This is a genomic window from Acinetobacter sp. 16 (assembly GCF_033439925.1).
GTDB lineage: Bacteria > Pseudomonadota > Gammaproteobacteria > Pseudomonadales > Moraxellaceae > Acinetobacter > Acinetobacter junii.
Genome location: NZ_CP137746.1, coordinates 2,213,962 through 2,235,366, shown reverse-complemented (window position 1 = coordinate 2,235,366; position 21,405 = coordinate 2,213,962). Strand labels below are relative to the sequence as shown.

General features: G+C 37.3%; 17 protein-coding genes and 3 pseudogenes. 9 read left to right on the top strand and 11 right to left on the bottom strand.

Annotated elements, in window-relative coordinates:
• Positions 1-2 precede the first annotated feature (2 nt).
• The 3 genes from miaA (at position 3) to R2H34_RS10945 (ending at position 2,488) form a co-directional block, all read left to right on the top strand.
• Complete coding sequence (gene miaA, locus R2H34_RS10955; RefSeq protein ID WP_004912131.1) at positions 3-947, top strand: tRNA (adenosine(37)-N6)-dimethylallyltransferase MiaA; 945 nt, start codon at positions 3-5, stop codon at positions 945-947.
• Between the two features lie 91 nt (positions 948-1,038).
• Positions 1,039-1,548 (top strand): RNA chaperone Hfq, encoded by a 510-nt coding sequence (hfq, locus tag R2H34_RS10950; protein ID WP_005160898.1) that lies wholly within the window; start codon positions 1,039-1,041, stop codon positions 1,546-1,548.
• 79 nt (positions 1,549-1,627) lie between these two features.
• Positions 1,628-2,488, top strand: a complete 861-nt coding sequence (locus tag R2H34_RS10945) for a DMT family transporter (RefSeq protein ID WP_005402375.1) — start codon at positions 1,628-1,630, stop codon at positions 2,486-2,488.
• A gap of 27 nt (positions 2,489-2,515) precedes the next feature.
• On the opposite strand, the gene R2H34_RS10940 is transcribed toward R2H34_RS10945, so the two are convergent.
• From R2H34_RS10940 to R2H34_RS10930, 3 genes are all read right to left on the bottom strand, one after another.
• Entirely contained in the window at positions 2,516-3,169 is a 654-nt protein-coding gene (locus R2H34_RS10940; RefSeq protein ID WP_004962856.1) for an oxygen-insensitive NAD(P)H-dependent nitroreductase NfsB, read from the bottom strand.
• 142 nt (positions 3,170-3,311) lie between these two features.
• Positions 3,312-4,028: a UDP-2,3-diacylglucosamine diphosphatase gene (locus tag R2H34_RS10935; RefSeq protein ID WP_004955030.1), complete on the bottom strand. Its 717-nt coding sequence runs from the start codon at positions 4,026-4,028 to the stop codon at positions 3,312-3,314.
• Positions 4,029-4,049: 21 nt separating this feature from the next.
• Positions 4,050-4,559 carry a peptidylprolyl isomerase gene (locus R2H34_RS10930; protein WP_004912121.1) on the bottom strand — a complete coding sequence of 170 codons (510 nt, stop codon included), beginning with the start codon at positions 4,557-4,559 and terminating at the stop codon, positions 4,050-4,052.
• A 169-nt stretch (positions 4,560-4,728) separates the two neighbouring features.
• On the opposite strand from R2H34_RS10930, the gene R2H34_RS10925 reads away from it, so the two are divergent.
• Positions 4,729-6,453: a glutamine--tRNA ligase/YqeY domain fusion protein gene (locus R2H34_RS10925; RefSeq protein ID WP_004962850.1), complete on the top strand. Its 1,725-nt coding sequence runs from the start codon at positions 4,729-4,731 to the stop codon at positions 6,451-6,453.
• 42 nt (positions 6,454-6,495) lie between these two features.
• Here the strand turns inward: R2H34_RS10925 and R2H34_RS10920 are convergent, their stop codons facing one another.
• The 5 genes and pseudogenes from R2H34_RS10920 to R2H34_RS10905 all read right to left on the bottom strand — a co-directional run bounded on the left by R2H34_RS10920 (position 6,496) and on the right by R2H34_RS10905 (position 11,371).
• Entirely contained in the window at positions 6,496-7,650 is a 1,155-nt protein-coding gene (locus tag R2H34_RS10920; protein WP_201897687.1) for an IS4 family transposase, read from the bottom strand.
• A gap of 171 nt (positions 7,651-7,821) precedes the next feature.
• Positions 7,822-7,938 (bottom strand): hypothetical protein, encoded by a 117-nt coding sequence (locus R2H34_RS17960; protein ID WP_371863846.1) that lies wholly within the window; start codon positions 7,936-7,938, stop codon positions 7,822-7,824.
• Positions 7,939-8,134: 196 nt separating this feature from the next.
• On the bottom strand, positions 8,135-8,845 hold the full coding sequence (locus R2H34_RS10915; protein WP_087540346.1) for a glutamine amidotransferase: 711 nt from the start codon (positions 8,843-8,845) through the stop codon (positions 8,135-8,137).
• Between the two features lie 43 nt (positions 8,846-8,888).
• Positions 8,889-9,933: pseudogene (gene eat, locus R2H34_RS10910) on the bottom strand (ethanolamine permease).
• A 472-nt stretch (positions 9,934-10,405) separates the two neighbouring features.
• Positions 10,406-11,371, bottom strand: a complete 966-nt coding sequence (locus R2H34_RS10905; RefSeq protein WP_004912105.1) for an alpha/beta hydrolase — start codon at positions 11,369-11,371, stop codon at positions 10,406-10,408.
• A gap of 159 nt (positions 11,372-11,530) precedes the next feature.
• On the opposite strand from R2H34_RS10905, the gene R2H34_RS10900 reads away from it, so the two are divergent.
• From R2H34_RS10900 to R2H34_RS10880, 5 genes and pseudogenes are all read left to right on the top strand, one after another.
• On the top strand, positions 11,531-13,243 hold the full coding sequence (locus R2H34_RS10900) for an AAA family ATPase (RefSeq protein ID WP_039048083.1): 1,713 nt from the start codon (positions 11,531-11,533) through the stop codon (positions 13,241-13,243).
• A 9-nt stretch (positions 13,244-13,252) separates the two neighbouring features.
• Positions 13,253-13,615, top strand: coding sequence for a 5-carboxymethyl-2-hydroxymuconate Delta-isomerase (locus tag R2H34_RS10895; protein ID WP_087540340.1), 363 nt, complete (start codon positions 13,253-13,255; stop codon positions 13,613-13,615).
• 136 nt (positions 13,616-13,751) lie between these two features.
• Positions 13,752-16,532, top strand: a pseudogene (locus R2H34_RS10890) (type VI secretion system Vgr family protein).
• 9 nt (positions 16,533-16,541) lie between these two features.
• Positions 16,542-17,819, top strand: a complete 1,278-nt coding sequence (locus tag R2H34_RS10885) for a hypothetical protein (protein WP_227556710.1) — start codon at positions 16,542-16,544, stop codon at positions 17,817-17,819.
• 154 nt (positions 17,820-17,973) lie between these two features.
• On the top strand, positions 17,974-18,303 hold the full coding sequence (locus R2H34_RS10880) for a hypothetical protein (protein WP_087540338.1): 330 nt from the start codon (positions 17,974-17,976) through the stop codon (positions 18,301-18,303).
• Positions 18,304-18,411: 108 nt separating this feature from the next.
• On the opposite strand, the pseudogene R2H34_RS10875 reads toward R2H34_RS10880, so the two are convergent.
• From R2H34_RS10875 to R2H34_RS10865, 3 genes and pseudogenes are all read right to left on the bottom strand, one after another.
• Positions 18,412-19,173 (bottom strand): annotated as a pseudogene (locus R2H34_RS10875) (IS5 family transposase); the annotation flags it as partial.
• 116 nt (positions 19,174-19,289) lie between these two features.
• Positions 19,290-20,105: a hydroxyethylthiazole kinase gene (thiM, locus tag R2H34_RS10870; RefSeq protein ID WP_087540336.1), complete on the bottom strand. Its 816-nt coding sequence runs from the start codon at positions 20,103-20,105 to the stop codon at positions 19,290-19,292.
• 36 nt (positions 20,106-20,141) lie between these two features.
• The gene (locus R2H34_RS10865) at positions 20,142-21,302 is read right to left on the bottom strand and encodes a hypothetical protein (protein WP_087540334.1); all 1,161 of its coding nucleotides are present in this window, start codon (positions 21,300-21,302) and stop codon (positions 20,142-20,144) included.
• Between the last annotated feature and the right edge of the window lie 103 nt (positions 21,303-21,405).

Sequence of the window (21,405 nt, the reverse complement as noted above, 5' to 3'; positions counted from 1 at the left end):
ACATGTCAAATCAATTGCCCGTCATCAATTTAATGGGGCCTACCGCAAGTGGTAAAACAGCATTGGCATGTGAACTTTATGAGCGTGGAAATTTTGAACTTATTTCAGTCGATTCAGCTTTAGTTTATAAAGACATGGATATTGGTACTGCAAAACCAACTAAAGAAGAGCAGGAACAATATCCTCATCATTTGATTGATATTATTACACCATTAGAAGTTTATTCTGCAGCGCAATTCGTCGAGGATGTATGTCCACTGATTGATGATATGCACAAGAGAGGCAAGACCCCGATTTTAGTGGGTGGCACGATGCTTTATTTCAAAGCATTGCTGGAAGGGCTTGCAGATAACTTACCTAATGCAGATGCTAAAACGCGGGAAGAAATCGTAGCAAAAGCGGAACAAGAAGGCTGGCAAGCAGTTTATGATGAATTAGTAGCGGTTGATCCCATTGCTGGGCAGAAATTTAAAGTCTCGGATAAACAACGCATTATTCGTGCGCTCGAGGTGTATAGATTAACTGGCGAGCCGATAACAAAACTACAAGCAGAACAACCTAAAAATCAACCATACCGTTACACTTTTCATAACTACGCTTTGATGCCTGATCGGTTAGAATTACATAAACGCATTGAGCAAAGATTGAGCAAAATGTGGGATATTGGTTTTTTGAATGAAGTGGAGGAGCTAATTGTTAAATACGATTTAAATGACAATTTACCATCCATGCGGTCTGTTGGTTATCGTCAAGCTTTAGATTTTTTATTAAAAAGTGACTTAAGTCTCAAAAATAAAGTAGAAATGGAGAACAAAGCGCTATTTGCGACACGGCAACTTGCCAAACGTCAATACACTTGGTTACGTTCTTTGCAAGAAATACACGATTTTAAAACTTACGTGACGATAAAGCAGGCGAAAGAAGACTTGCGAAACTTCTTTGGATAAAGCAAAATTCGCAGGCTGTCTTTTTATAATTTTTAGTTGAAAAATAAAGATAGTTTTTTTGCGCTGATTTAAAATTTTTTTGGAGTTAAAAATGTCTAAAGGTCAAACTTTACAAGATCCGTTCTTAAATTCTCTCCGTAAAGAACGTATTCCAGTTTCTATTTTCCTTGTGAACGGTATTAAATTGCAGGGGCATATTGAGTCTTTTGACCAATATGTTGTTTTGTTAAAGAACACTGTAAGCCAAATGGTTTACAAACACGCTATTTCTACAGTTGTTCCTGCGCGTAACCCTCGTCCAGCTGGTGCTCAAGGTACTGGTGGCTTCCCAGCTCAAGGTGCTACAGGTGGCTTCGGTGGTCAAGGTGCTGCTGGTGGCTTCGGTGGTCAAGGTGGCGGCTTCGGCGGTCAAGGTGGCTTCGGTGGTCAAGGTGGCTTCGGTGGTCAAGGTGGCTTCGGTGGTCAAGGTGGCTTCGGTGGTCAAGGTGGCTTCGGTGGTCAAGGCGGCTTTGGTAGCCAAGGTGGCTTCGGTGGTCATCAAGGTGGCTTCGACAGCGAAACTAAATTCGAAGATGGTCAAGAAGACGAAAATAATCGTTAATTGATCATGATCGTTAAGAAAATGCCAGTCTAATTTCAGACTGGCATTTTTTTGTGTTTAAAAAGTCAGAATAAATATTATGGAAATGATTATTGCTGCTGCGTGTTGCAGTGTACTGGTATCGATTTTATTAAAGTTTTTAAAAACAAAAGGGTTTGATGTCTTTCAAATGATCGCATGGAACTATTTGAGTGCAAGCATCTTGTGTTTTTATTGGTTTAAAACTGACATCACGCATATCTCAATTCAGAATACTCCTTGGTGGCTTATTTTTCTTTTAGCTATTTTACTCCCTAGCATTTTCTTATGCTTAGCTAAATCATTGCAATTTGCTGGAATTCTTAAAACTGAAATAGCCCAAAGATTATCAGTTATACTTTCTTTACTTGCGGCCTACTTTATATTTTCAGAACAATTTAGCCAGTTAAAATTAATTGGTGTCGGTGTTGGGATAATCGCAGTCTTCGCTATTATTTTTGGACAGGCGACTGAGAAATCGCTTAAAGGCACCAGTGTAAGATCAGTGCTTTTCCTGTTAAGTGTTTGGGCTGGATATGCTGCAATTGATGTATTGCTTAAATATAGCAGTACTTTAGGGCTGCAGTTTGCAGTGACATTAAATTTAACATTTATAGCTGCATTTATTTTATCAATAGGCTATCTCGCATTTGCGCAACCAAATTGGCAACCTAAAAATATATTTATGGGTCTACTTCTTGGTGGGGTAAATTTCGCGAATATTGCCTTGTATGTAAAAGCACATATGATTTTTAAAGAGTCACCTGCAATCGTATTTGCTGGAATGAATATTCTTGTCGTCATGTTAGGTGTAGTTAGTGGCGTAGTGTTTTTTAAAGAAAAACTAACTACTTACACATGGATTGGTTTATTTGCTGGAATACTTGCGGTGCTGTGTTTAGCTAAATCAATGATGAATTAAGGGAGCTTTGACTCCCTTAAATAAAAATTATAAGCGAGTGAATACGACTTGATCTGGCAGTCGAGATTTAGGCAATTTTGCATTAAAGTCATTTTCACTACGATAACCTAGAGAAACAACAACGGATGCCTTTAAACCTTTTTCAGCTAATCCAAATTCTTGATTGATAGTATCTCGATCAAAGCCTTCCATTGGGGTTGCATCAATTCCTTCTAATCCTGCAGCGAATAGTAGTTGCCCAAGTGCAAGATAAGTTTGATTTTCCATCCAAGCAGAGAGATTTTTGAGTTCATTACGATAAAACTCAACATAGCCTTTACGAGTATCTCGTTGCCCTTGTTTTGCGGTTTCATCTTTGAAGCGACCATTTAGTTCATCTTGTTGTAGTAATTGTTCTAAGTATTCAGCGCTGATATCAGTACGAGTACAAAATACAAGAGTATGCGAAGAATTTAAAACTTTTGCTGAATTATAAATATAATTACCAGTTAGGGCCTTCGCAATTCTTTGTTTCGCCTCATCGGTTTCAGCAATTAAAAAGTGCCAAGGCTGAATATTTACTGAAGAAGGGCTAAAACGCAGAACTTCGAGTAGTTTTTCAAATTGTTGTTGTGGAATTTTTTTCTCTGCATTATATGCCTTTGTTGCATAGCGTGTTTTGGCAGTAACTAGAACATCCATCCGTCTTTCACTCAATTAGAAATTTTAATGATTTTACTTGATATTAATTACATCGAAAGTAGCTAAATGTGATTTTTTATATAGATTTAAGTTTTACGAACGGTGAATAAGTTAGTCAAAAATATTCTACGTATTTACTCGATTAATATGACCATTTTTTGAAATCTAGCTTAAAGTTTTCTTGCTCATTAATCTCAAGTATCCAAGCCGTATCTTCACGCCAATCACCAAGGACAATACGCTTTTTATTGATAACTTCGTGAATTTCAGGGCGATGGGTATGACCGTGGATTAAGAAATCTACTTGATGAATTGCATTTTCAACGGCATGTAGATTCACATCCATAATGTCATAACTTTTTAGTTGTTTAGTTTCACTACTTTTTTTACGAAAACCATTGGCAAGTTTTTGTCTAAAATTTAAAGGTGTACGCTTTAGAATGCCCAATAAGATTGGATTACGTATCACTTTGCGAAAACGTTGATAAGCAACGTCATCAGTACATAAAGCATCACCATGTTCGAGGCGAAACCTTTTATGATTAATTTCTAGAATATAAACATCAGGTAAAAGCGTAGCATTAAATAATGCTAAAAACTTCTTGCCCAAAACAAAATCTCGATTTCCAACTTGGAAATAAACATGATTATTCGCAGCTGTGAATTCTTGTAAGGCTGTAATAATTTCATCTAGCCATGGGGCACTATAATCATCACCAATCCAAGCATTAAACCAATCACCTAAAATATAGAGCTGAGTGTTATTATTTTTATATTCTTTTAATAAAGCCAAAAACCCTCGAACGAGTCGAGGGTGATCAGGTGACAAGTGTAAATCTGAAATAAACAGATAAGTCACAAAGAATCCTGTTGGATAAAACTATTCAGAGATAATTTTAGCAGATTCGATAACTACATTCTCTAAAGGAACATCAGCATGGTAACCACGGTTACCAGTACGCACACCTTTAATTGTAGCTACAACATCCATACCTTCTACAACTTTACCAAATACTGCGTAACCCCAACCTTGTGCTGTTTTACCAGTGTGGTTTAAGAAAGAGTTATTTTTTACGTTGATAAAGAATTGAGCTGACGCAGAATGAGGAGCTTGCGTACGTGCCATAGCAATTGTGCCTTCATCGTTGCTTAAGCCGTTGTCAGCTTCATTTTCGATAGAATCACGAGTAGCTTTTTCTTTGAAGTTTTCGTCCATGCCACCGCCTTGGATCATGAAACCATCAATCACACGGTGGAAAATTACGCCGTCATAGAAACCGTCACGTACATATTCTAAGAAATTTGCAACCGTTTTTGGTGCTTTTTCAGCGTTAAGCTCAAGAACAATACGACCTTTGTTGGTGTTTAATTCGACTTGAGGAAAACTCATTACATTAATCTCCTAAACATGGGCAAATTGACCATGGGTTTTTGGTTGAGAGAAGCATAAGCAAACTGTAAACTACAAGGCAAGTAAAAAACGTTAAAATCTTTGATAAAAACCAAAGTTTGCGTTTTAATTTTCTATTTTTTAACAAGCAAGAAGTGATTTACACCTTATGAAGCCAAATGATGTTGTTTCAGAACTGCCAAAGACCCCGACGAATACTCATGCCTCTGTCGATGCTGCGCAGCAAGAACAACAGGCAGGCTTAGATTTCATTCGCCAAGTAATCACTGATGATTTAAAAGAAGGTCGTACTCAGAAAGTTGTGACACGTTTTCCACCTGAACCAAATGGTTATTTGCACATTGGTCACGTGAAAGCGATTTGTCTAAATTTCGGTATTGCCGAGGAATTTGACGGCTTATGTAATCTGCGTTTTGACGATACAAATCCTGATGCCGAAGATCAAGAATATGTAGATGGTATCGCCAATGATGTAAAATGGTTAGGTTTCGACTGGAATGGTGAACCTCGTTATGCTTCTGGCTATTTTGATCAACTTTATACATGGGCGGTTCAGCTCATTAAGCAAGGCGATGCTTATGTCGATCTGCAAACGCCTGAAGAAATTAGACTTAATCGCGGTAACTTTGTAGAGCCAGGTAAGAACTCACCTTATCGTGATGCGACCGTAGAAGAAAACTTAGCGCGTTTTGAACAAATGCGTAACGGTGAAATTCAGGAAGGTGGTGCTGTTTTACGTGCCAAAATTGATATGGCTAGCCCAAATGTTCACATGCGTGATCCGATCCTTTACCGTGTATTACATTCAGAACATCATCAAACAGGGGATAAATGGAAAATTTATCCGATGTATGATTACGCTCATCCATTATCAGATGCTATCGAAGGAATTACGCATTCTTTATGTACATTAGAGTTCCAAGATCATCGTCCATTCTATGACTGGATTATCGAAAAAGTTCACTCTGATGCAGTTCCTCGTCAGTATGAGTCTTCGCGTCTAAATGTGGATTATACGATCACCTCTAAACGTAAACTACGTAAATTGGTTGAGGGTGGTTATGTGAATGGGTGGGACGACCCACGTATGCCTACTGTTGTTGGTATGCGTCGTCGTGGTTTTACTCCAGAAGGTTTACGTGATTTCTGTAAGCGTGTAGGTGTGTCTAAAACGGATGGTATTGTTGATGTAGCAATGCTTGAATTCTGTATTCGTCAGTCATTAGAAAATACCGCAGCACGTGGAATGGCTGTATTGAATCCTCTTAAAGTGACTCTGACGAATTTAGCTGAAGAGTTAGATCTAACGCATGCCCGTCATCCAAACGTAGATATGGGTGAGCGAATTATCCCTTTAACTCGTGAAATCTATATTGATCGTAAGGATTTTGAAGAAGTCCCACCTAAAGGTTTTAAACGTTTAATTCCTGATGGCGAAGTACGCTTACGTCATGCTTATGTGATTAAATGTGATGAAGTGATTAAGGATGCGAACGGTGAAGTTATTGAACTTAAATGTTCAATTGATCCTGAAACTTTAGGTAAAAACCCTGAGGGGCGTAAAGTTAAGGGGGTTATTCATTGGGTATCAGCAACTAAAGGTGTACCTGCAGAAGTTCGAATCTATGATCGTTTGTTTACTGAAGCGGCACCTGATGCAGATGATGATTTCTTGGCAAATCTTAATCCTGAATCATTAAAAGTTGTGCAAGCTGTGATTGAACCTGCTTTAGCTCAAGCAAAGCCTGAAGATCGTTTCCAATTTGAACGAGAAGGGTATTTTGTTGCAGATCAGCATGATCATAATGCTGATAAATCTGTATTCAACCGCATTCTTGATTTGAAAGATAGTTTTAAAGTCGATAAGAAATAAGACAGCAAAAAGGGGGAATATCCCACTGCTGTCCCACAAATATCACAAGAAGAACCTCAATTGAGGTTCTTCTTGTTTTCGCCATTTTTTATCAGGCACAAAGAGTGACCTTAAAAGTTTCCTTTCAAATAAATTGACCTGAATAATTCTCAGTAAACGCTGAACACTCCATCCTTCTTGTGCCATGTGTTTAGCGAAGTTCACCAGCAAATAGGCAATTAATGCAATCCATATTTGCGTTTGTATCGCATTGCGGCTTCGACCTAGAAATGACTTCAGTTTTAAATTCTGCTTGATGGCTTTAAAGAATAACTCAATCTTCCAGCGGTCTTTATAAATTGCAGCAATGGTGGATGCTGCCAGATGAAAGTTGTTGCTCAGAAATTCGAATGTTCTTTTCTTATCTGTATCATAAAACTCTATACGTCTTAATAATTCAGGTGCGCCTCTTTTCTTGGCATACTCACTGCTCAATTCAATACATTCATCCGCAATAATCCCTTTAGTCGCTAATACGCTGCGGCTTGATTTAACTTGATAAACTGTCTTTGGGCGTAGCCGGGTTACAAAGCTGACGTTCTGAAGTGTCAACTGAGCAAACCATTGATAATCAATATATCCTTTATCAAAGACGATAATGCTACCAGCAGGAAATTTAAATGCTCTGCCTTGCACCATATCATTTTCAATACCATCCCCAAGCGCTACAAATTCAGGAATGGTATTGCTGTGATTTAAGCCAACACTGAGTTTAATACTGGCTTTGGATTCATGTACTTTTGCCCATGCGCACAATGACAGTGAAAGATCAATATGACTGGCATCTAGTGAATACAGCGGATTTTTGAATCTAAATTTATGTGCAGTTTTAGAGTTTTCACAGCGCTGAAGCAGCTGTGTGAACAATTGCTGATACAGGCTGGCGGGCTGTTCTTCGTTGAGTCTTGCTAAGGTGCTTCGCGCAATTCTCTTCGTGCCAAGATGATAGAGCTTTTCCTGCTGGGATTCGAGATTGGATTGAATGTCTCTTAAGCTTTGCCGACAAGAAAGTTGGGACATCAATATGGCAACAAACTGATCCCAGCGGGTGGCTGATCTTAATTTTTGCCCAGAGTGGTGCAGTTTAGCCAGACGTTCAAAATCTTGTCTTAAGATGGGTTTGAGTAATTGATGAAATACGGTATTCTGATGTGACAAAACCTGAGTCCTTTATAGTTAAAGTGTTTGTTTGCACTCATATTTTAACTATTTAGACTCAGGTTTTTTTATTTAAAGCAAACTATGGGACAGCAGTGGGAATATCCCCCTTTTTTAACTTTAATAACTATAAAGTTTATTTAGTTACTCTACTTACACAGTAATTCTTACTTAGTTATTTGGATTTAGATGATAAAAATAAATAACTAATGTACAAAGCAAAAAAATTGCTAATGTTAAGTATGTGTTAACCGTATTGAAACTTTTGATAAATTTTAAGATGTCCATTTCACTACCACAAAAATATTAAATAAAAATGTATTTTCATAACATTTAGGTAACAATTGTAACTGCATACGATATTTTTGCAATAATTCTAATCAGTTCAATAAATTTTTTCTTTGTATTAAATTGTTAATATTAATAATAGTTCTTATTTGTTAGATAAAATTAATATCTAATCAATAAACAACGTAATCATGATTTAGCAAATTTGAGATAAATATTGCTGAATAGCCATAGAGCAACTTTGTTCTAACTTATCAGCATATAATTGATTATCTGTTCTTAGTTGTGAAATCGAAACGCCTGTTTGTCTTATTTCACAAGTATGACCGATTAACCATCGTTCGAAATTATCTTTATTAATTTCGATATGAAATTGTAATCCCAAAATATTCTTTCCAATTTGGAATGCTTGATTTGGGTAAAGTTCAGAGCTTGCGAGTAGCGTAGCTTCGTCTGGCAAATCAAAAGTATCTCCATGCCAATGTAAAACATGAATATTTTCAATAGGATTTAAAAGATTATGCTCTTTCTGATTTATTTTTAATTTATCCCAACCGATCTCTTTAGTATGACCAGCATAAACTTTTGCACCTAGAGCATAAGCAATCAATTGCGCGCCTAAACAAATCCCTATAGTAGGTTTGTTGTCTTTTAAGCGTTGTTTTAGTCCTTCGATTTCATGAATTAAAAATGGGTAATCTTCTGATTCATATACGCCAATTGGACCACCAAGGATAATCGTTAATCCTTCATAGTTTAGTGCTTGAGTTAGATCATCTACACCAGCCTCAAAATACCTTACTCTAAAACCTAATTGATAGAATACATCTTCAAGAGAGCCGAGGTCTTCAAACGCAAGATGTTGAATTGCATAAATTGTCTTTGGAAATGAAGTTTGAAGATTCATAAATTTGATTAAACTCTTTTATTAATTTTGATTGAATTTTTATTCAACAAGCTGAGCTTGTGATATTAACTGGTACACCAATCGGAACGCAGTAAGCTGTATTGTAGCAAATCATGAAACTGATGTGACCAATGACCACCTTCTCTAAGACAACCTTTAAAATCAGTGCATCACCTTGTTTGGTCAATGACAGGAAAAAACCGATGATACCTGGGATAATAATTGCCAAATAAGGCGCTTTGTTTTTATTGGTCAATGATAAGGATGTAGGAAGATAACCAGCGCGTGATAATGCAAAAAATTGGCGAGAATAAGCATAAATAATGGAAAAGAAGCTTGCAATCAGTCCAGCTAAACCAACGAAATTAACAAAAGTTGCTAACCAAGAATCCTTACCATACACAGTAATGAGTGCATCAACTAAAGGGGCTCCAGAATTTTTTAATGTATCTTCACCTGCGGCACCAACACCTAAGATCAAAATCAGTAATGCGAAAGTCGTCAGGATCAACATTGCACCAATTAGTCCACGAGGGAGAGATTTCTGAGGTTCTTTTGCTTCTTCAGCTGCTAGAGGGACACCTTCAACGGCGAGAAAAAACCAGATGGCAAAAGGTACTGCTGCCCATATGCCTATATAGCCATTCGGTAAGAAGGCGTTTGCACCTGCTGCTGAAGTGGTAGATATATTAAAAAGATTATAAAATTGGAAATGTGGCAGCATTGCTGCAATAAAAACAATCAATGCTAGAACTGCAATCGAAGTGATTGCAAAAATAATGCTTAGCGCTTCACCAGCACCCTTTAAATGAATCTCCATAAAAATGAGATAACAGGCTAGATAAATCATCCACCCATTGATACCAAATAATGATTCACAATAAGCGCCAATAAACACAGCAATTGCAGCAGGAGCGATTGCATATTCAATCAATATCGCTGTGCCTGTCAGGTATCCGCCGAAAGGTCCAAATGCTACGTGCAAAACTATATCCGCCACCTGCAGTTGGCATCATAGTCGACATTTCTGACATTGATAGGCATAAGCACAAATACATAATCGCAACTAAAATGGTGGCAATAAACATTCCGCCCCAACCACCTTGAGCGAGTCCAAAATTCCAACCAGCGAAATCCCCTGAAATGACATAAGCTACACCGAGTCCAATCAATAATATCCAACCAACAGATCCTTGTTTAAGTTGGCGTTGTGAAAAGTATTCATCTGAGTTAATAGACGTATCATTTGCAGTAAATGAGGGAGATTTTGAGTGATTCATAAAACACTCCAATAAGATTTATTCATCTTATGAGGTGCAAACTGATGCCTAAAATGTCGTCAGATGGGTTAGAAGAGTGTTTTTTATTCCATTTGGTAAAATATTTGGGGTTTTTATAAATTTATGACTATTTTTTATGCACTGAATTTGTTTGTTTTTAGCGTTGATGGCTTGGCTTTTTTTAGAAAATGCTAAAATTTGGTGCATTTTTAAATTGAAGCTGACCAAATCAGAACTAGTTCATAACTGCTCTGATTCAATCAGCCAAATATAAATATGATTATTGAATTTTTTGTTCTAACCATTGGAACAATTGTTGGTAAACGTTTTCACGAACAGGTGGCGCCGACAGAACAAGATCATGTAAACCATTATGAATTGCTAAAGTTTGTACATCACCTTTCATTTTCTTAGCATTGTGAATCATATCTTTCACATCAAGAATCACATCGCTTTGCTGCGCATCTATACCCCATTTTTTAGGATATTTAGATTGATGGGAATGCATGATCAGCGTTGGAATTTTCAAACTTACACCACGATGAATTTCTTTTTGCGCTTCATGAATCGCGTGAACGAAACACAAATGTACAAATGGCATAGATTTAGGTTTCCAATCTAAATTGAAATCCCACTCTCCATAAAAGTCTTTATGCAAACTTGGGGTATACCAAGGGTTTAGTCCACTTGGAAATTTGGCATTGGGTAAATGTTTACCTGCTTCACTTAATAGAGGAATACCGACTTTTTTCTCAATCACACTTTTATAAAAGTCATAAAATGGGCTATTTGCCCATAATGCTTTAATTAAACGATGATCAGGATAATGCGCAGCATATAAGGTTGAGATGAGTCCACCCGTTGAATGTCCTGCCAATAGAACTTGATTATGATTTTCTTTAGCTATGATCTCGAGTGCTTTACTGATTTCAGCATCATATTCTCTTAAATCAAGTACATAATACAATTTCTGATGCGGAAGCTTTGAACGACCATATTTTCTTAGGTCGAGCGCATAAAAGTCATAACCATGTTGATTAAATTTTTCAGCCATTTCAGTTTGAAAAAAATAATCAGCAAAACCATGAATATACAAAACAGCTTTTTTTGTTGGGTTGTGGGCTTTTTTTCGAATTAATGTTGCCACGACTTTGCCATCGTAATCATCAGCAAAATTTAAAGTCAGTTGCTGATAATCCTCACCTAATATATCTGTTTGATATGTATGAAGGTTTGAAGTATTCATTGTTATAGATCGAGTCAAAATTCATTAGCAAACACATTAAATGAAAACCATAAGTTGTCAATCCAAATCTGCGACATTGGCAGTTCTCTAAACAGCTAGATTTTTATTTTTATTAAAAAATCGTTAAGCTATGTGCTGTTGTTTTTGACTGACGAAATTATGAAACAAGAAACTGCACTGAATATACTCAAAGCTGGGGAAAATGTTTTCCTAACAGGTTCAGCTGGTGCAGGTAAAACCTATACGCTCAATCAATACATCATGTACCTCAAGGCGCGTAAAGTTCCAGTAGCGATCACTGCATCCACTGGAATTGCCGCGACGCATATGAATGGTATGACTATTCATACTTGGGCAGGGATTGGAATTAAAGATAGCTTGAGTGATGATGATCTTAAGCGTATGAAAGAGCGTAAGTATTTAAAAGAACATTTAGAAAATGCTCAGGTTCTTATCATAGATGAAATTTCAATGCTGCACGCTAAGCAGCTAAATCTTGTTAATCAAGTCTTAAAATATTTTAAAGAAAGCGATGAGGCTTTTGGTGGCATACAAGTGATTGTTGCGGGAGATTTTTTCCAGTTACCACCCGTAGGTCGAAACGGTGAAGCCAACCGTGATAAATTTTGCTTTATGTCTGATGCATGGGTTGAAGCTAAATTTCGAGTTTGCTATTTAACCGAACAACATCGTCAAGACGATGAAATTCTTAACCAAATTTTAAACGCTATTCGTGCTCAAAGTATTGAAAATCACCATATCTCAGCTTTGCAGCAGTCTAAACATCACGATATAGGTGAGACGTTTACACGTCTTTACACACACAATATGGATGTTGATAACATCAATTATCAGCATTTGAATGAAATTGATAACGAGAGTCATCAATTCAATGCGGTTGTTGATGGGAATGAAAAACTGATTGAAACCTTGAAATCATCTGTTCGCGCTCCAGAAGAACTTACCTTGAAAAAGCATGCCAAAGTTATGTTTGTAAAAAACAATTTTGATATGGGATATATCAATGGAAGCTTGGGAGAGGTGATTGGCTTCGAGGAAGATGATACACAAGGGATCTTGCCAAAAGTTAAATTGACGGATGGAACAACATTATTGGTTGAGCCAGAAACATGGTCAATTGAAAATGAAGCAGGCAAAGTGATTGCAAGTTTTCAACAAATTCCATTACGTCTAGCATGGGCGATTACGATTCATAAAAGCCAAGGAATGACTTTAGAAGCTGCCGAAATCAATCTTACCCATACTTTTGAAAAAGGTCAGGGGTATGTGGCTCTTTCGCGTTTAAAATCACTAACAGGTCTAAAACTTCTTGGATTTAATGAGCAAGCTTTAGAGTTGGATAGTTTAGCAATAAAAGCTGATCGTCGTTTTCAAGAGCTTTCGAGTGAGGCGGAAATCAACTTTGAACAGATGGATTTGACAACTCAACATAATGCCTTTATTCGACACTGTGGGGGAACTTTGAACCCGACTGAAATTAGTCGAAATGAGAAAAAATTAAGCAAAGGAGCTAAGCAAAATTATGCGGCTGCTACTTTGGATGAAACGAAGGCATTGTTTGAGGGTGGTTATGAAATTGAAGATATTGCTCACGAGAGAGGTTTGACTCCAGCTACCATCATCAATCATTTATCGCGCCTTCACAAAGAGCAAGGTTTGGATATTTCAGTTGCACATCCTGGTGATGAAGTTGTTGAGGAAGTTCGAAAAATCTATAAACGATTGAGCAAGCGTAAAAATCCAGAACATTTTACGGATGATGGCTCTATTAAATTACGCCCGATTGTTGAAGCAACTAGTCCGAGAATGGCTTATGATCAGGTGCGTTTGGCATTGTTATTTATAGAATAGGATGATTGTATGCCTCATATCATAGTGAACTATTCAGCAAACTTGATTGATTTAGATGAAGTTCAATTATTAGAGCGAATTAATTCAACATTACTTGACTCGAAGCAATTTGTCGAACAGGACATTAAGTCACGAATTTTCAAAGATCAGAGTTTTTTAATTGGAATAAATCTGCCTTTAGAAGCATATATTCATCTCAAGTTATATCTGTTAAGTGGTCGAACTGCAGAACAGAAAAAGCAACTTAGTGAAGCACTTTTACAGGCACTTAAGATAAAAAAATATTTACAATCTGAATCAGATTTTAAAACACAAATTTGTGTTGAAGTTGTTGATATACCTAAAGAAAATTATTTTAAGTCTACCGTATGATTGAAATTACGAGATTAATTTTGAGAATTCAACAGATTAGTTAATTTGTTGCAATAAATTAACATTAAAAATATAGACAGATTAGTCTATCGTTTATAGAATGCGCGAAATTTAAGTCAATATTAAATAACAAGAGATGTTGAATAATATATTTCGCGCATTAGATCAATTAGGCATCACTTCACAAAAACGTGCCCTCCATATTCAATTTTCCAATCCTATATTAAATGCCGAAGTCTTTTTACAACGCATAGATGGGCAACATGAAATCAATCAAGGCATCCGTGCGGAACTGATTTGCTTATCCACTGATGCTACGATTTCATTAAAACAATTCATTGGTAGCCAAGTCGCGGTTGATCAAGTCACTGACTCAGGACAATTGTTTCGCACTACAGGTCTTATTACTCAGGCCTTTCAGGGCCAATCCGACGGCAGTTTAAGCCTCTATAAACTTACACTTGAAGATCCTACTGCACTGTGGAAAAAACGTCGCAATAGCCGTGTGTTTATCAATAAAACTGTGGTTGATGTTATAGAGATTGTATTTAAAGAATGGCAACAAAAAAGCCCACTCTTCGTTGCGAGCCTAAGCCTTGATTTAAATGGACTACAACAAGACGATGGTGTCCGTCCATTTATCATGCAACACAACGAAACGGACTATGAGTTCTTAACTCGATTATTACGTAGTGAAGGCATCAACTGGCTTATTGATGAAGCACTGCTGATCGTGCCAAACAGCAGTGCAGCCATCCAACCCCAAAAACTCCGTCTGATTGATGACAACAGTCAATACCGAACTTTAGCGCGTCGACAGATTCGATACCATCGCAGTAACGCCACAGAACAATATGACAGTATGACTAGTTTGATAGGACAACGCTCACTGCAACCCAATAGTGTGTATATCCAACGCTGGCAAGCTGATGTACTGAAACAAGAACAGGGTGCAGGACGTGTACAAAGTACCCATCAACATAGTGCACACTACGACAATGCCAGTCTCAGCTTAGAGGATGCATGGCACTTTAGCCCAGCATGGATGCAAGACCTCAACGGAGAAGATGGAGCGACCGCATCAGGCAACTCACAAATCGAAAAGTTTAACCAAATCTTAGGACACTATCACGACCTACAATCCAAATACTTCACCGCTCAAACTACGGTACGTGATACACAAGTAGGCTACTGGTTTCAACTGACTGAACATCCTGAAATAGACCAACACAGTGGATCAGATCAAGAATTTCTGATTACAGGCAAAAGCTACTATAATCAAAACAACCTTCCCAAAGATCTGAACCAGCAAATTAACCAATTGCTGCAACAAAGCAATTGGCAAAATGCCAATATCCAAACCAATAAAGAAGAACGCCAAGCCAATACACTGACCTTACAACGCCGTAACATCAAAACAATCCCTGAATATCAACCAGAGCAACACCGACCCACAGTACACCCACAACGCGCTAAAGTGGTAGGGCCAAGCGGTGAAGAAATCCATGTGGATGAATGGGGCCGTGTCAAAGTCCGTTTCTAGTTTACCCGTAGTGAAGACCATAACCACGATGGTGGTGCGGGGGCCAATGACAACGATACCGATTCAGCCTGGGTCGATGTACTGACCCCTTGGGCTGGTGAAGGCTATGGTGCACGCTTCCTGCCACGTATCGATGAAATCGTGGTAATTGACTTCTTTGATGGCAACATTGACCGTCCATTTGTGGTCGGACGCATTCACGAAGCCCATCGCAGTCCAACCAAGTTCGACAATGCCGGCAAGCTGCCAGACACCAAAAAACTGGCAGGGATTAAGTCCAGAGAATATCAGGGCGAAGGTTTTAACCAACTGCGTTTTGATGACACTACAGGTCAGATCAGTGCGCAACTGCAAAGCAGTCATGCTGCCAGCCAGTTGAATCTTGGTAAACTGAGCCACCCAAAAGCTACAGCGGAAAGCGAAGACCGCGGTGAAGGCTTTGAATTGCGTACAGATCAATGGGGTGCAGTACGTGCATGTGAAGGTTTACTCGTTTCCACGCATAAACAGGATAAGGCGCAAGGTGAACATCTTGATGTACAGCCTGCCAAGCAGCAGCTGGAAGGCAATCAAAACAATGCCAAAGCCTTAAGTGAAGTGGCCAAGAACCAGCAGACCGATGAAATTGAATCCGTTGATCAACTCAAAGAATTCGCTGAGCAGATTCAAGATAAAATTGCTCAATTTAAAAAATCACTATTATTGCTGAACTCACGTGCGGGTATTGGTTTAAGTACCAATGAAGATATTCATTTATCTGCGGATGGGCAGATCAACCAGTTTGCAGGTGATAGTATCAATTTAAGTACACAGAAGAACCTGATTACGCATGCACAAAACAGGATTAGCCTGTTTGCCGCAGAGAGTGGGATTAAGCAGGTTGCTGCCAAAGGTAAGTTTGAGGTTCAGGCTCAATCGGATGGCATGGACTTACTGGCCAAGCAAGGCATTCAGATTATTTCAACCGAAGACCGCATTGAGATCACTAGCCCCAAAGAAATTGTGATTACTGCCGGTGGTTCTCAGATCAAACTGAATGGTTCAGGTATTTTCCCTGTGACCAGTGGCAAGTTTGAAGCAAAAGCAGGGCAGCATTTGTTTATAGATGGGGCAACTATATCACCACAAATGCCTGTTTTGCCTGAAATGGATAACCCCTATATTCTTCAATATTTAGTTAAAAATAAAGAAAATCAGGCATTAATGAAAAGACCTTATCTTCTTATTGATGAAAGTGGGAATATCCAAAAGGGTGTAACGGATAGAAATGGGTTTATGAATTTAAAAACCACGGCTTCAGCTCAATCCCTGACAACAAGGGTCATGGTCAATGAGATTGAAGAAGCTGAAGAAGATGGAAATGCGGAAGAATAAGGAGCAGATATGCATCACAGTCGATTAAAGCTTAATGTACAAGCTCCTTTAAAGTTAAAAGATTTGACATATAAGTTTGTTGTTCATAACAAAAGTACGAATAAACAAACAATTTTTGAAGGCCGTTTTGATGAACAAGGTTTTACTCAATGGTATGAAATTCATAATATAAATACTGTTTTGATTTATGAGGTTTATATTCGGGGAGAGCTACTGCAAAAAATTTCTGCCAAAGCCTATTCAACAAAAAGTAATTGGAGTGCTTTTAGCATAAAAACGACAAGTGCAATTACTAAAAAAGCTACTGAAAACATTAAAGAAATTTATTTAAACGATGGTAAAGTCGGTTGGTATTTGGTTAAACAAAAAGAAACAATGATGGATTGGTCTAAACGAGTATTTAAACGTCCATTAACAAGTTCTGATTGGGATGTTTTAAGAAGTAACAATGCACACATTGAAAATATCGCGCCTATAAAAATTTTAATACCAGGCCAAATTCTTATTTTGTCTAACAGTACTACTGCAAAGGACTTAGCTGATTATCGTGTAAAAGCAAGTCAAGCTGAGTCTAAATTAAAATCGCTGTTAAAAGACTCGAGTTTTGATCCTTTATATTTTGCTAACACATACGATCAATTACAAGAAATAAAGAAACAGAGTGATCTAGTTTGTTTTGTAAAGGAACCGATAACTCCTGATTTTCATGAACTTTTTGCAGAAAATTTAAAAAAAGATCCATTTGTTTTTGCTGCAAAAGAAGGGGTGGATAGTGCCGTTAATTTAATAGGACATGCAAATAAGGAAGCTGCTAGTAGCTATACTGCTTTACTTAAATATATGGACTATGAAAAAAGTATAAAAAGTAAAATATCGACAAGGAGACACTTTGCTGGCTTTGAAAGGCAATATGCCAGTGATATAAAAAGAATGAACCAAGCTGCAGGCCAAAAATTTTTTTCATGGAATCATGGAATTAATTATAAGAATGATAGAGATGCAATAAGACGTACTGTTTTTGTTCGAGCTAAAAATAATAGTAGTATTGATGAATATATTAAAAATATGGATGAAACCTCGAAAGTTAGTAAAGGTTTAAAATATGGTGGTCGTTTAGTTTTTGCTTGGGATATTATTAGCAGCGGGCAATCTGTTGCAGATGTTTATAAGACTGGTGATTCAGAGGCTACTAGAAAAGAAATTATTAAGCAAACTGGAAAAATTGAGGGGGGCTTATTGGTGGAGTTCTGGGAGCTAAAGCTGGAGCTGCAGTTGGTGCTATTGTAATAGGTGTTGCTGGAGGAACTGTTGGACTTCCAGTCCTTGTTGTATTAGGAGTAGCTGGTGTTGTATTTACTTTGGGTGGAGGATATTTGGGTGGAGTTACTGGTGCGACAATTGCAGAATATAGCTATGAAAGACTTAAATAATTGGGATTTATATGTTGCTTAAAGATTTATTAGTAATTTATTTATTATTATCTGTTGTGTTGTGGGCGATTTTTCACCAATTGGCTGCAAGATACGTGAATAGTAATGAAGGTTTGAAGAGTATATTTTATGGTAACTTGTATAAAAACAAATCAATGGATGTTGCTAATATTGAGGCAGTAATTTTAGGTGTTACTTTTATCAATATAATTTTCTTTATTTCGGAAAAAAGCTTAGAAAACTTTTTTGAAAAAAGAAAACTATTCTATGGGTTGAATTTTAACTCGGCAATAGAAGTAATAGATCAACATAAAAAAATATGGTTTTATATTAAGTCGTGAATTTTTTTTGGTTTTGCAATAGTAATAAGTTCCATTTTGTTCTTTTGGTTGTAAACGGCTTTGTTGCACAAAGGTTTGAAAGATAATGCTACCCTAATTGAGCTAAATTCAAGTGACAACTTCGGTATGAGGGCGACCTAATTCTGTGAATTTATTCAAAACTGCTACATGTGCATGAATCTCATTCACATGAATAGGAAAACTCCTTGCTGTTAATTTATCGTCTAATAATTTGATGCAATGCATTTTGGTTTCCGCTAAACTTCGACGATGATAACCAGACCATTTTTTCCAAAGTAACCTACCTAGTCGTTTGACTGTTTTTAATAATTCATTCCTCTCTAAAGATCTCAAGTTCTTATCTTTCCCAAGGCTTTGCATTCTTCCTAGGTGGAATGGCTGCATGTGCATCTCGATCTAAAATGACTTGTCGGCAGTGCTTTGTGTCATAAGCACCATCTGTGTAGACTGAATCAATTTGTTCATCCAACGGAATTTGATCAAGCAAATCACCAAGCACCTGTGAATCACTCACATTGTTTGTTGTGAGCTGAACTGCTCGTATTTGAAGGGTCTTAGCATCTATACCAATATGAAGTTTGCGCCATTGGCGACGATATTCATGCTGATGTTTCTTACGCTTCCATTCGCCTTCATCTAAAAATTTTAACCCTGTAAAGTCGACGAGTAGATGTAACCCGTCACGACTTTTCTGATAGCTTATCGCAATATCAATATGCTTTTGTCGTCTACAGAGGGTGGAGTAATCTGGTGTGTCCACTTCAAACCACAGAGTTTAATCAGGCTTTGAGCAAAGCCAGTGACCATATGTTTAAAAAGACAGAATAGAGATTTAATCATTAAACAGCATTAAATCGCTGTATCGAAGCCTTCAAGAATAGCTTTGTGCAACAATGCCGTTTGAACTCAACTGATAGCCTTAATATTTATTTTTTTAAAATTCTATGGCTCATCCATAATTCGGATTATAACAATTCAATATCGACATATTGCCGAATCAAATTATCATCCAACATATGTACATAATCTAAAAATGCGACATTGAAACTACCCACAGTTTGAGCATGTTCATACGCCAATTTTCCAGCTATAGCTAAATGTATATGTGAAGCAAGTGCAGCAATTGTAGGCGTGCTAACAGCGTGATACGCAGCAGTCAATGCACCTAATGCACAGCCTGTTGCCGTTATTTTAGGTTGAAGATAGCAACCACCATTCACCTGAATCACTGTATTTAGTTGTTTTGAAATGATGAAATCGGATTCACCAGAAATCGCAATACACTCTGAATATTGCAATAAGCTTTTTGCTTGTTCATAAACATCTTGGCTGTTTAATGTGCTGTCTACACCTTTCGATTCTGTTTGATTACCAGCTAGGGTGCTAATTTCAGAAGCATTTGCCCGAATAATATTGGGTTTAAAGTTTAATAACTGGTCTACTGTCTCGCTCCGCCATCGCAAAACTGCTCCATAACCTACTGGATCAAGTACCCAAGGCGTTTGCTGCTGCTGTGCTGTCCGTGCAGAAATGAGCATCGCTTGCGTTTGTTCCGTCGTGGGGGTCCCAGTATTGATACTAAGCGCGGAACTAATTTTAGTGAATGCTTCAGTTTCAAAAGGATTGTCGATCATGGCTGGAGAAGCACCAGCAGCAAGCAAGATATTCGCAGTGTAATTCGTTGCAACGCTATTGGTGATACATTGAACAAGAGGAACTTTGTCTTGTAAGGAATGCCAAGCCTCAATCACTTGATCAATAAGCTGTTGTTTTAAAGACATATCGAATCCTTACTTTATGAAACTAGTTGCTAAATTTTAGCGTGTAAAATAGTGGTCTTGATGTTTACATTGGCGACAAATCAACGAAACATAATCTTTTGCATCATAATCAACCGCAAGATCATTCGAACCACAATACATACAACGCTTTACTGAATAAAAATTTAAACGTGGTTCAATCTTACGCCATGACTTCCAAATTGGTTGGAAAAAAATACTTTCATCATAACCAAGAAATTTAAATAACAAGACTTCACTCATTTTACTCAACGGAATGTTATGAGGTCTTGGTAAAGTGCTTGTTTCCCAACGCTCAGTTGTTGCTCGTTCTCGATACTGCTCTAAGGTTTTTTTCAAGAGATTGGTGTTAATAAACTTTTCATTTTTAACTTGTAGCGCTTTTTGCTTATACAAATATTCCAATGCAGTTTGAATCAAATAAAAGAGTTGACCAACAGCTAGATTTTCCATTAATCGATAGCAAAAGCCTTGAAAAGAGCGATTACCTGCAATTTGGATACCCCACGTACGACAGTAAAATTGCATAAACTGGACAATTTCTTGATATAAAACAAGATAAAGTGCATCTTTTACTTCATCTACTGTTTTAAATGGAATGCCTAAACTTAAATTTTCGTAAAACCAATATCGAAGTTGCTGAGCAACACTGAATAAACTCGGATCAGAATAGCCATCAAGTCTTATATTTAAGTAAAAACTTTCTGTCTCGATACTTGAATCCGGAGATTTTAAGATTCCACTATTTAATAGCTCTTTAACAATTTGATTTTGAAATAAATAGTTTGGAGTAATCTCATGATACTTAATATTTTTCCAATGAATGAGTTCATCATGTTGAACATCTTCACGGGCATATCCATCAAGTAGACTTAATAAGAACAACTTATGAATAAAGCTGAGCTGATTCAAGCTGTAGATGACTTCGTCTTTGACTTTGTATTTACGTTGTTCTTGAATTTTTGTTTGTTGTGTTTGTTTCTTACGCTGAGCTGTACATTGATCACAATGGCAATTTAACTTACTGCTACTTGTAAAGACTCGATGTTGGCAATGGCTACATTCGTGAAATTGAATTTCTTGTGAATATTGTTCAGCCTCAACCCAATACATTGAAGCTTGGCATAAAGGGCAATGGCTACTTTCATCTAACTGTTTTTGTAGAATCTGTAATTCCATTGAATTATTACCTCTGAACCTCAAAACGGTAATTATACATGTAGAGCATATTCTATGATGTAAAGATTAAAATAGATTTACAACGATGGGAGGAGTTGGATAT

What these genes read in the sequence shown, in the direction of transcription:
- R2H34_RS10895 (WP_087540340.1), top strand. Translation starts at nt 13,253, where the DNA reads ATGCCTCATATCATAGTGAACTATTCAGCAAACTTGATTGATTTAGAT.
- R2H34_RS10915 (WP_087540346.1), bottom strand. Translation starts at nt 8,845, where the DNA reads ATGAATCTTCAAACTTCATTTCCAAAGACAATTTATGCAATTCAACAT.
- hfq (WP_005160898.1), top strand. Translation starts at nt 1,039, where the DNA reads ATGTCTAAAGGTCAAACTTTACAAGATCCGTTCTTAAATTCTCTCCGT.
- R2H34_RS10880 (WP_087540338.1), top strand. Translation starts at nt 17,974, where the DNA reads ATGTTGCTTAAAGATTTATTAGTAATTTATTTATTATTATCTGTTGTG.
- R2H34_RS10945 (WP_005402375.1), top strand. Translation starts at nt 1,628, where the DNA reads ATGGAAATGATTATTGCTGCTGCGTGTTGCAGTGTACTGGTATCGATT.
- miaA (WP_004912131.1), top strand. Translation starts at nt 3, where the DNA reads ATGTCAAATCAATTGCCCGTCATCAATTTAATGGGGCCTACCGCAAGT.
- R2H34_RS10865 (WP_087540334.1), bottom strand. Translation starts at nt 21,302, where the DNA reads ATGGAATTACAGATTCTACAAAAACAGTTAGATGAAAGTAGCCATTGC.
- thiM (WP_087540336.1), bottom strand. Translation starts at nt 20,105, where the DNA reads ATGTCTTTAAAACAACAGCTTATTGATCAAGTGATTGAGGCTTGGCAT.
- R2H34_RS10940 (WP_004962856.1), bottom strand. Translation starts at nt 3,169, where the DNA reads ATGGATGTTCTAGTTACTGCCAAAACACGCTATGCAACAAAGGCATAT.
- R2H34_RS10885 (WP_227556710.1), top strand. Translation starts at nt 16,542, where the DNA reads ATGCATCACAGTCGATTAAAGCTTAATGTACAAGCTCCTTTAAAGTTA.
- R2H34_RS10905 (WP_004912105.1), bottom strand. Translation starts at nt 11,371, where the DNA reads ATGAATACTTCAAACCTTCATACATATCAAACAGATATATTAGGTGAG.
- R2H34_RS10930 (WP_004912121.1), bottom strand. Translation starts at nt 4,559, where the DNA reads ATGAGTTTTCCTCAAGTCGAATTAAACACCAACAAAGGTCGTATTGTT.
- R2H34_RS10900 (WP_039048083.1), top strand. Translation starts at nt 11,531, where the DNA reads ATGAAACAAGAAACTGCACTGAATATACTCAAAGCTGGGGAAAATGTT.
- R2H34_RS10925 (WP_004962850.1), top strand. Translation starts at nt 4,729, where the DNA reads ATGAAGCCAAATGATGTTGTTTCAGAACTGCCAAAGACCCCGACGAAT.
- R2H34_RS17960 (WP_371863846.1), bottom strand. Translation starts at nt 7,938, where the DNA reads ATGGACATCTTAAAATTTATCAAAAGTTTCAATACGGTTAACACATAC.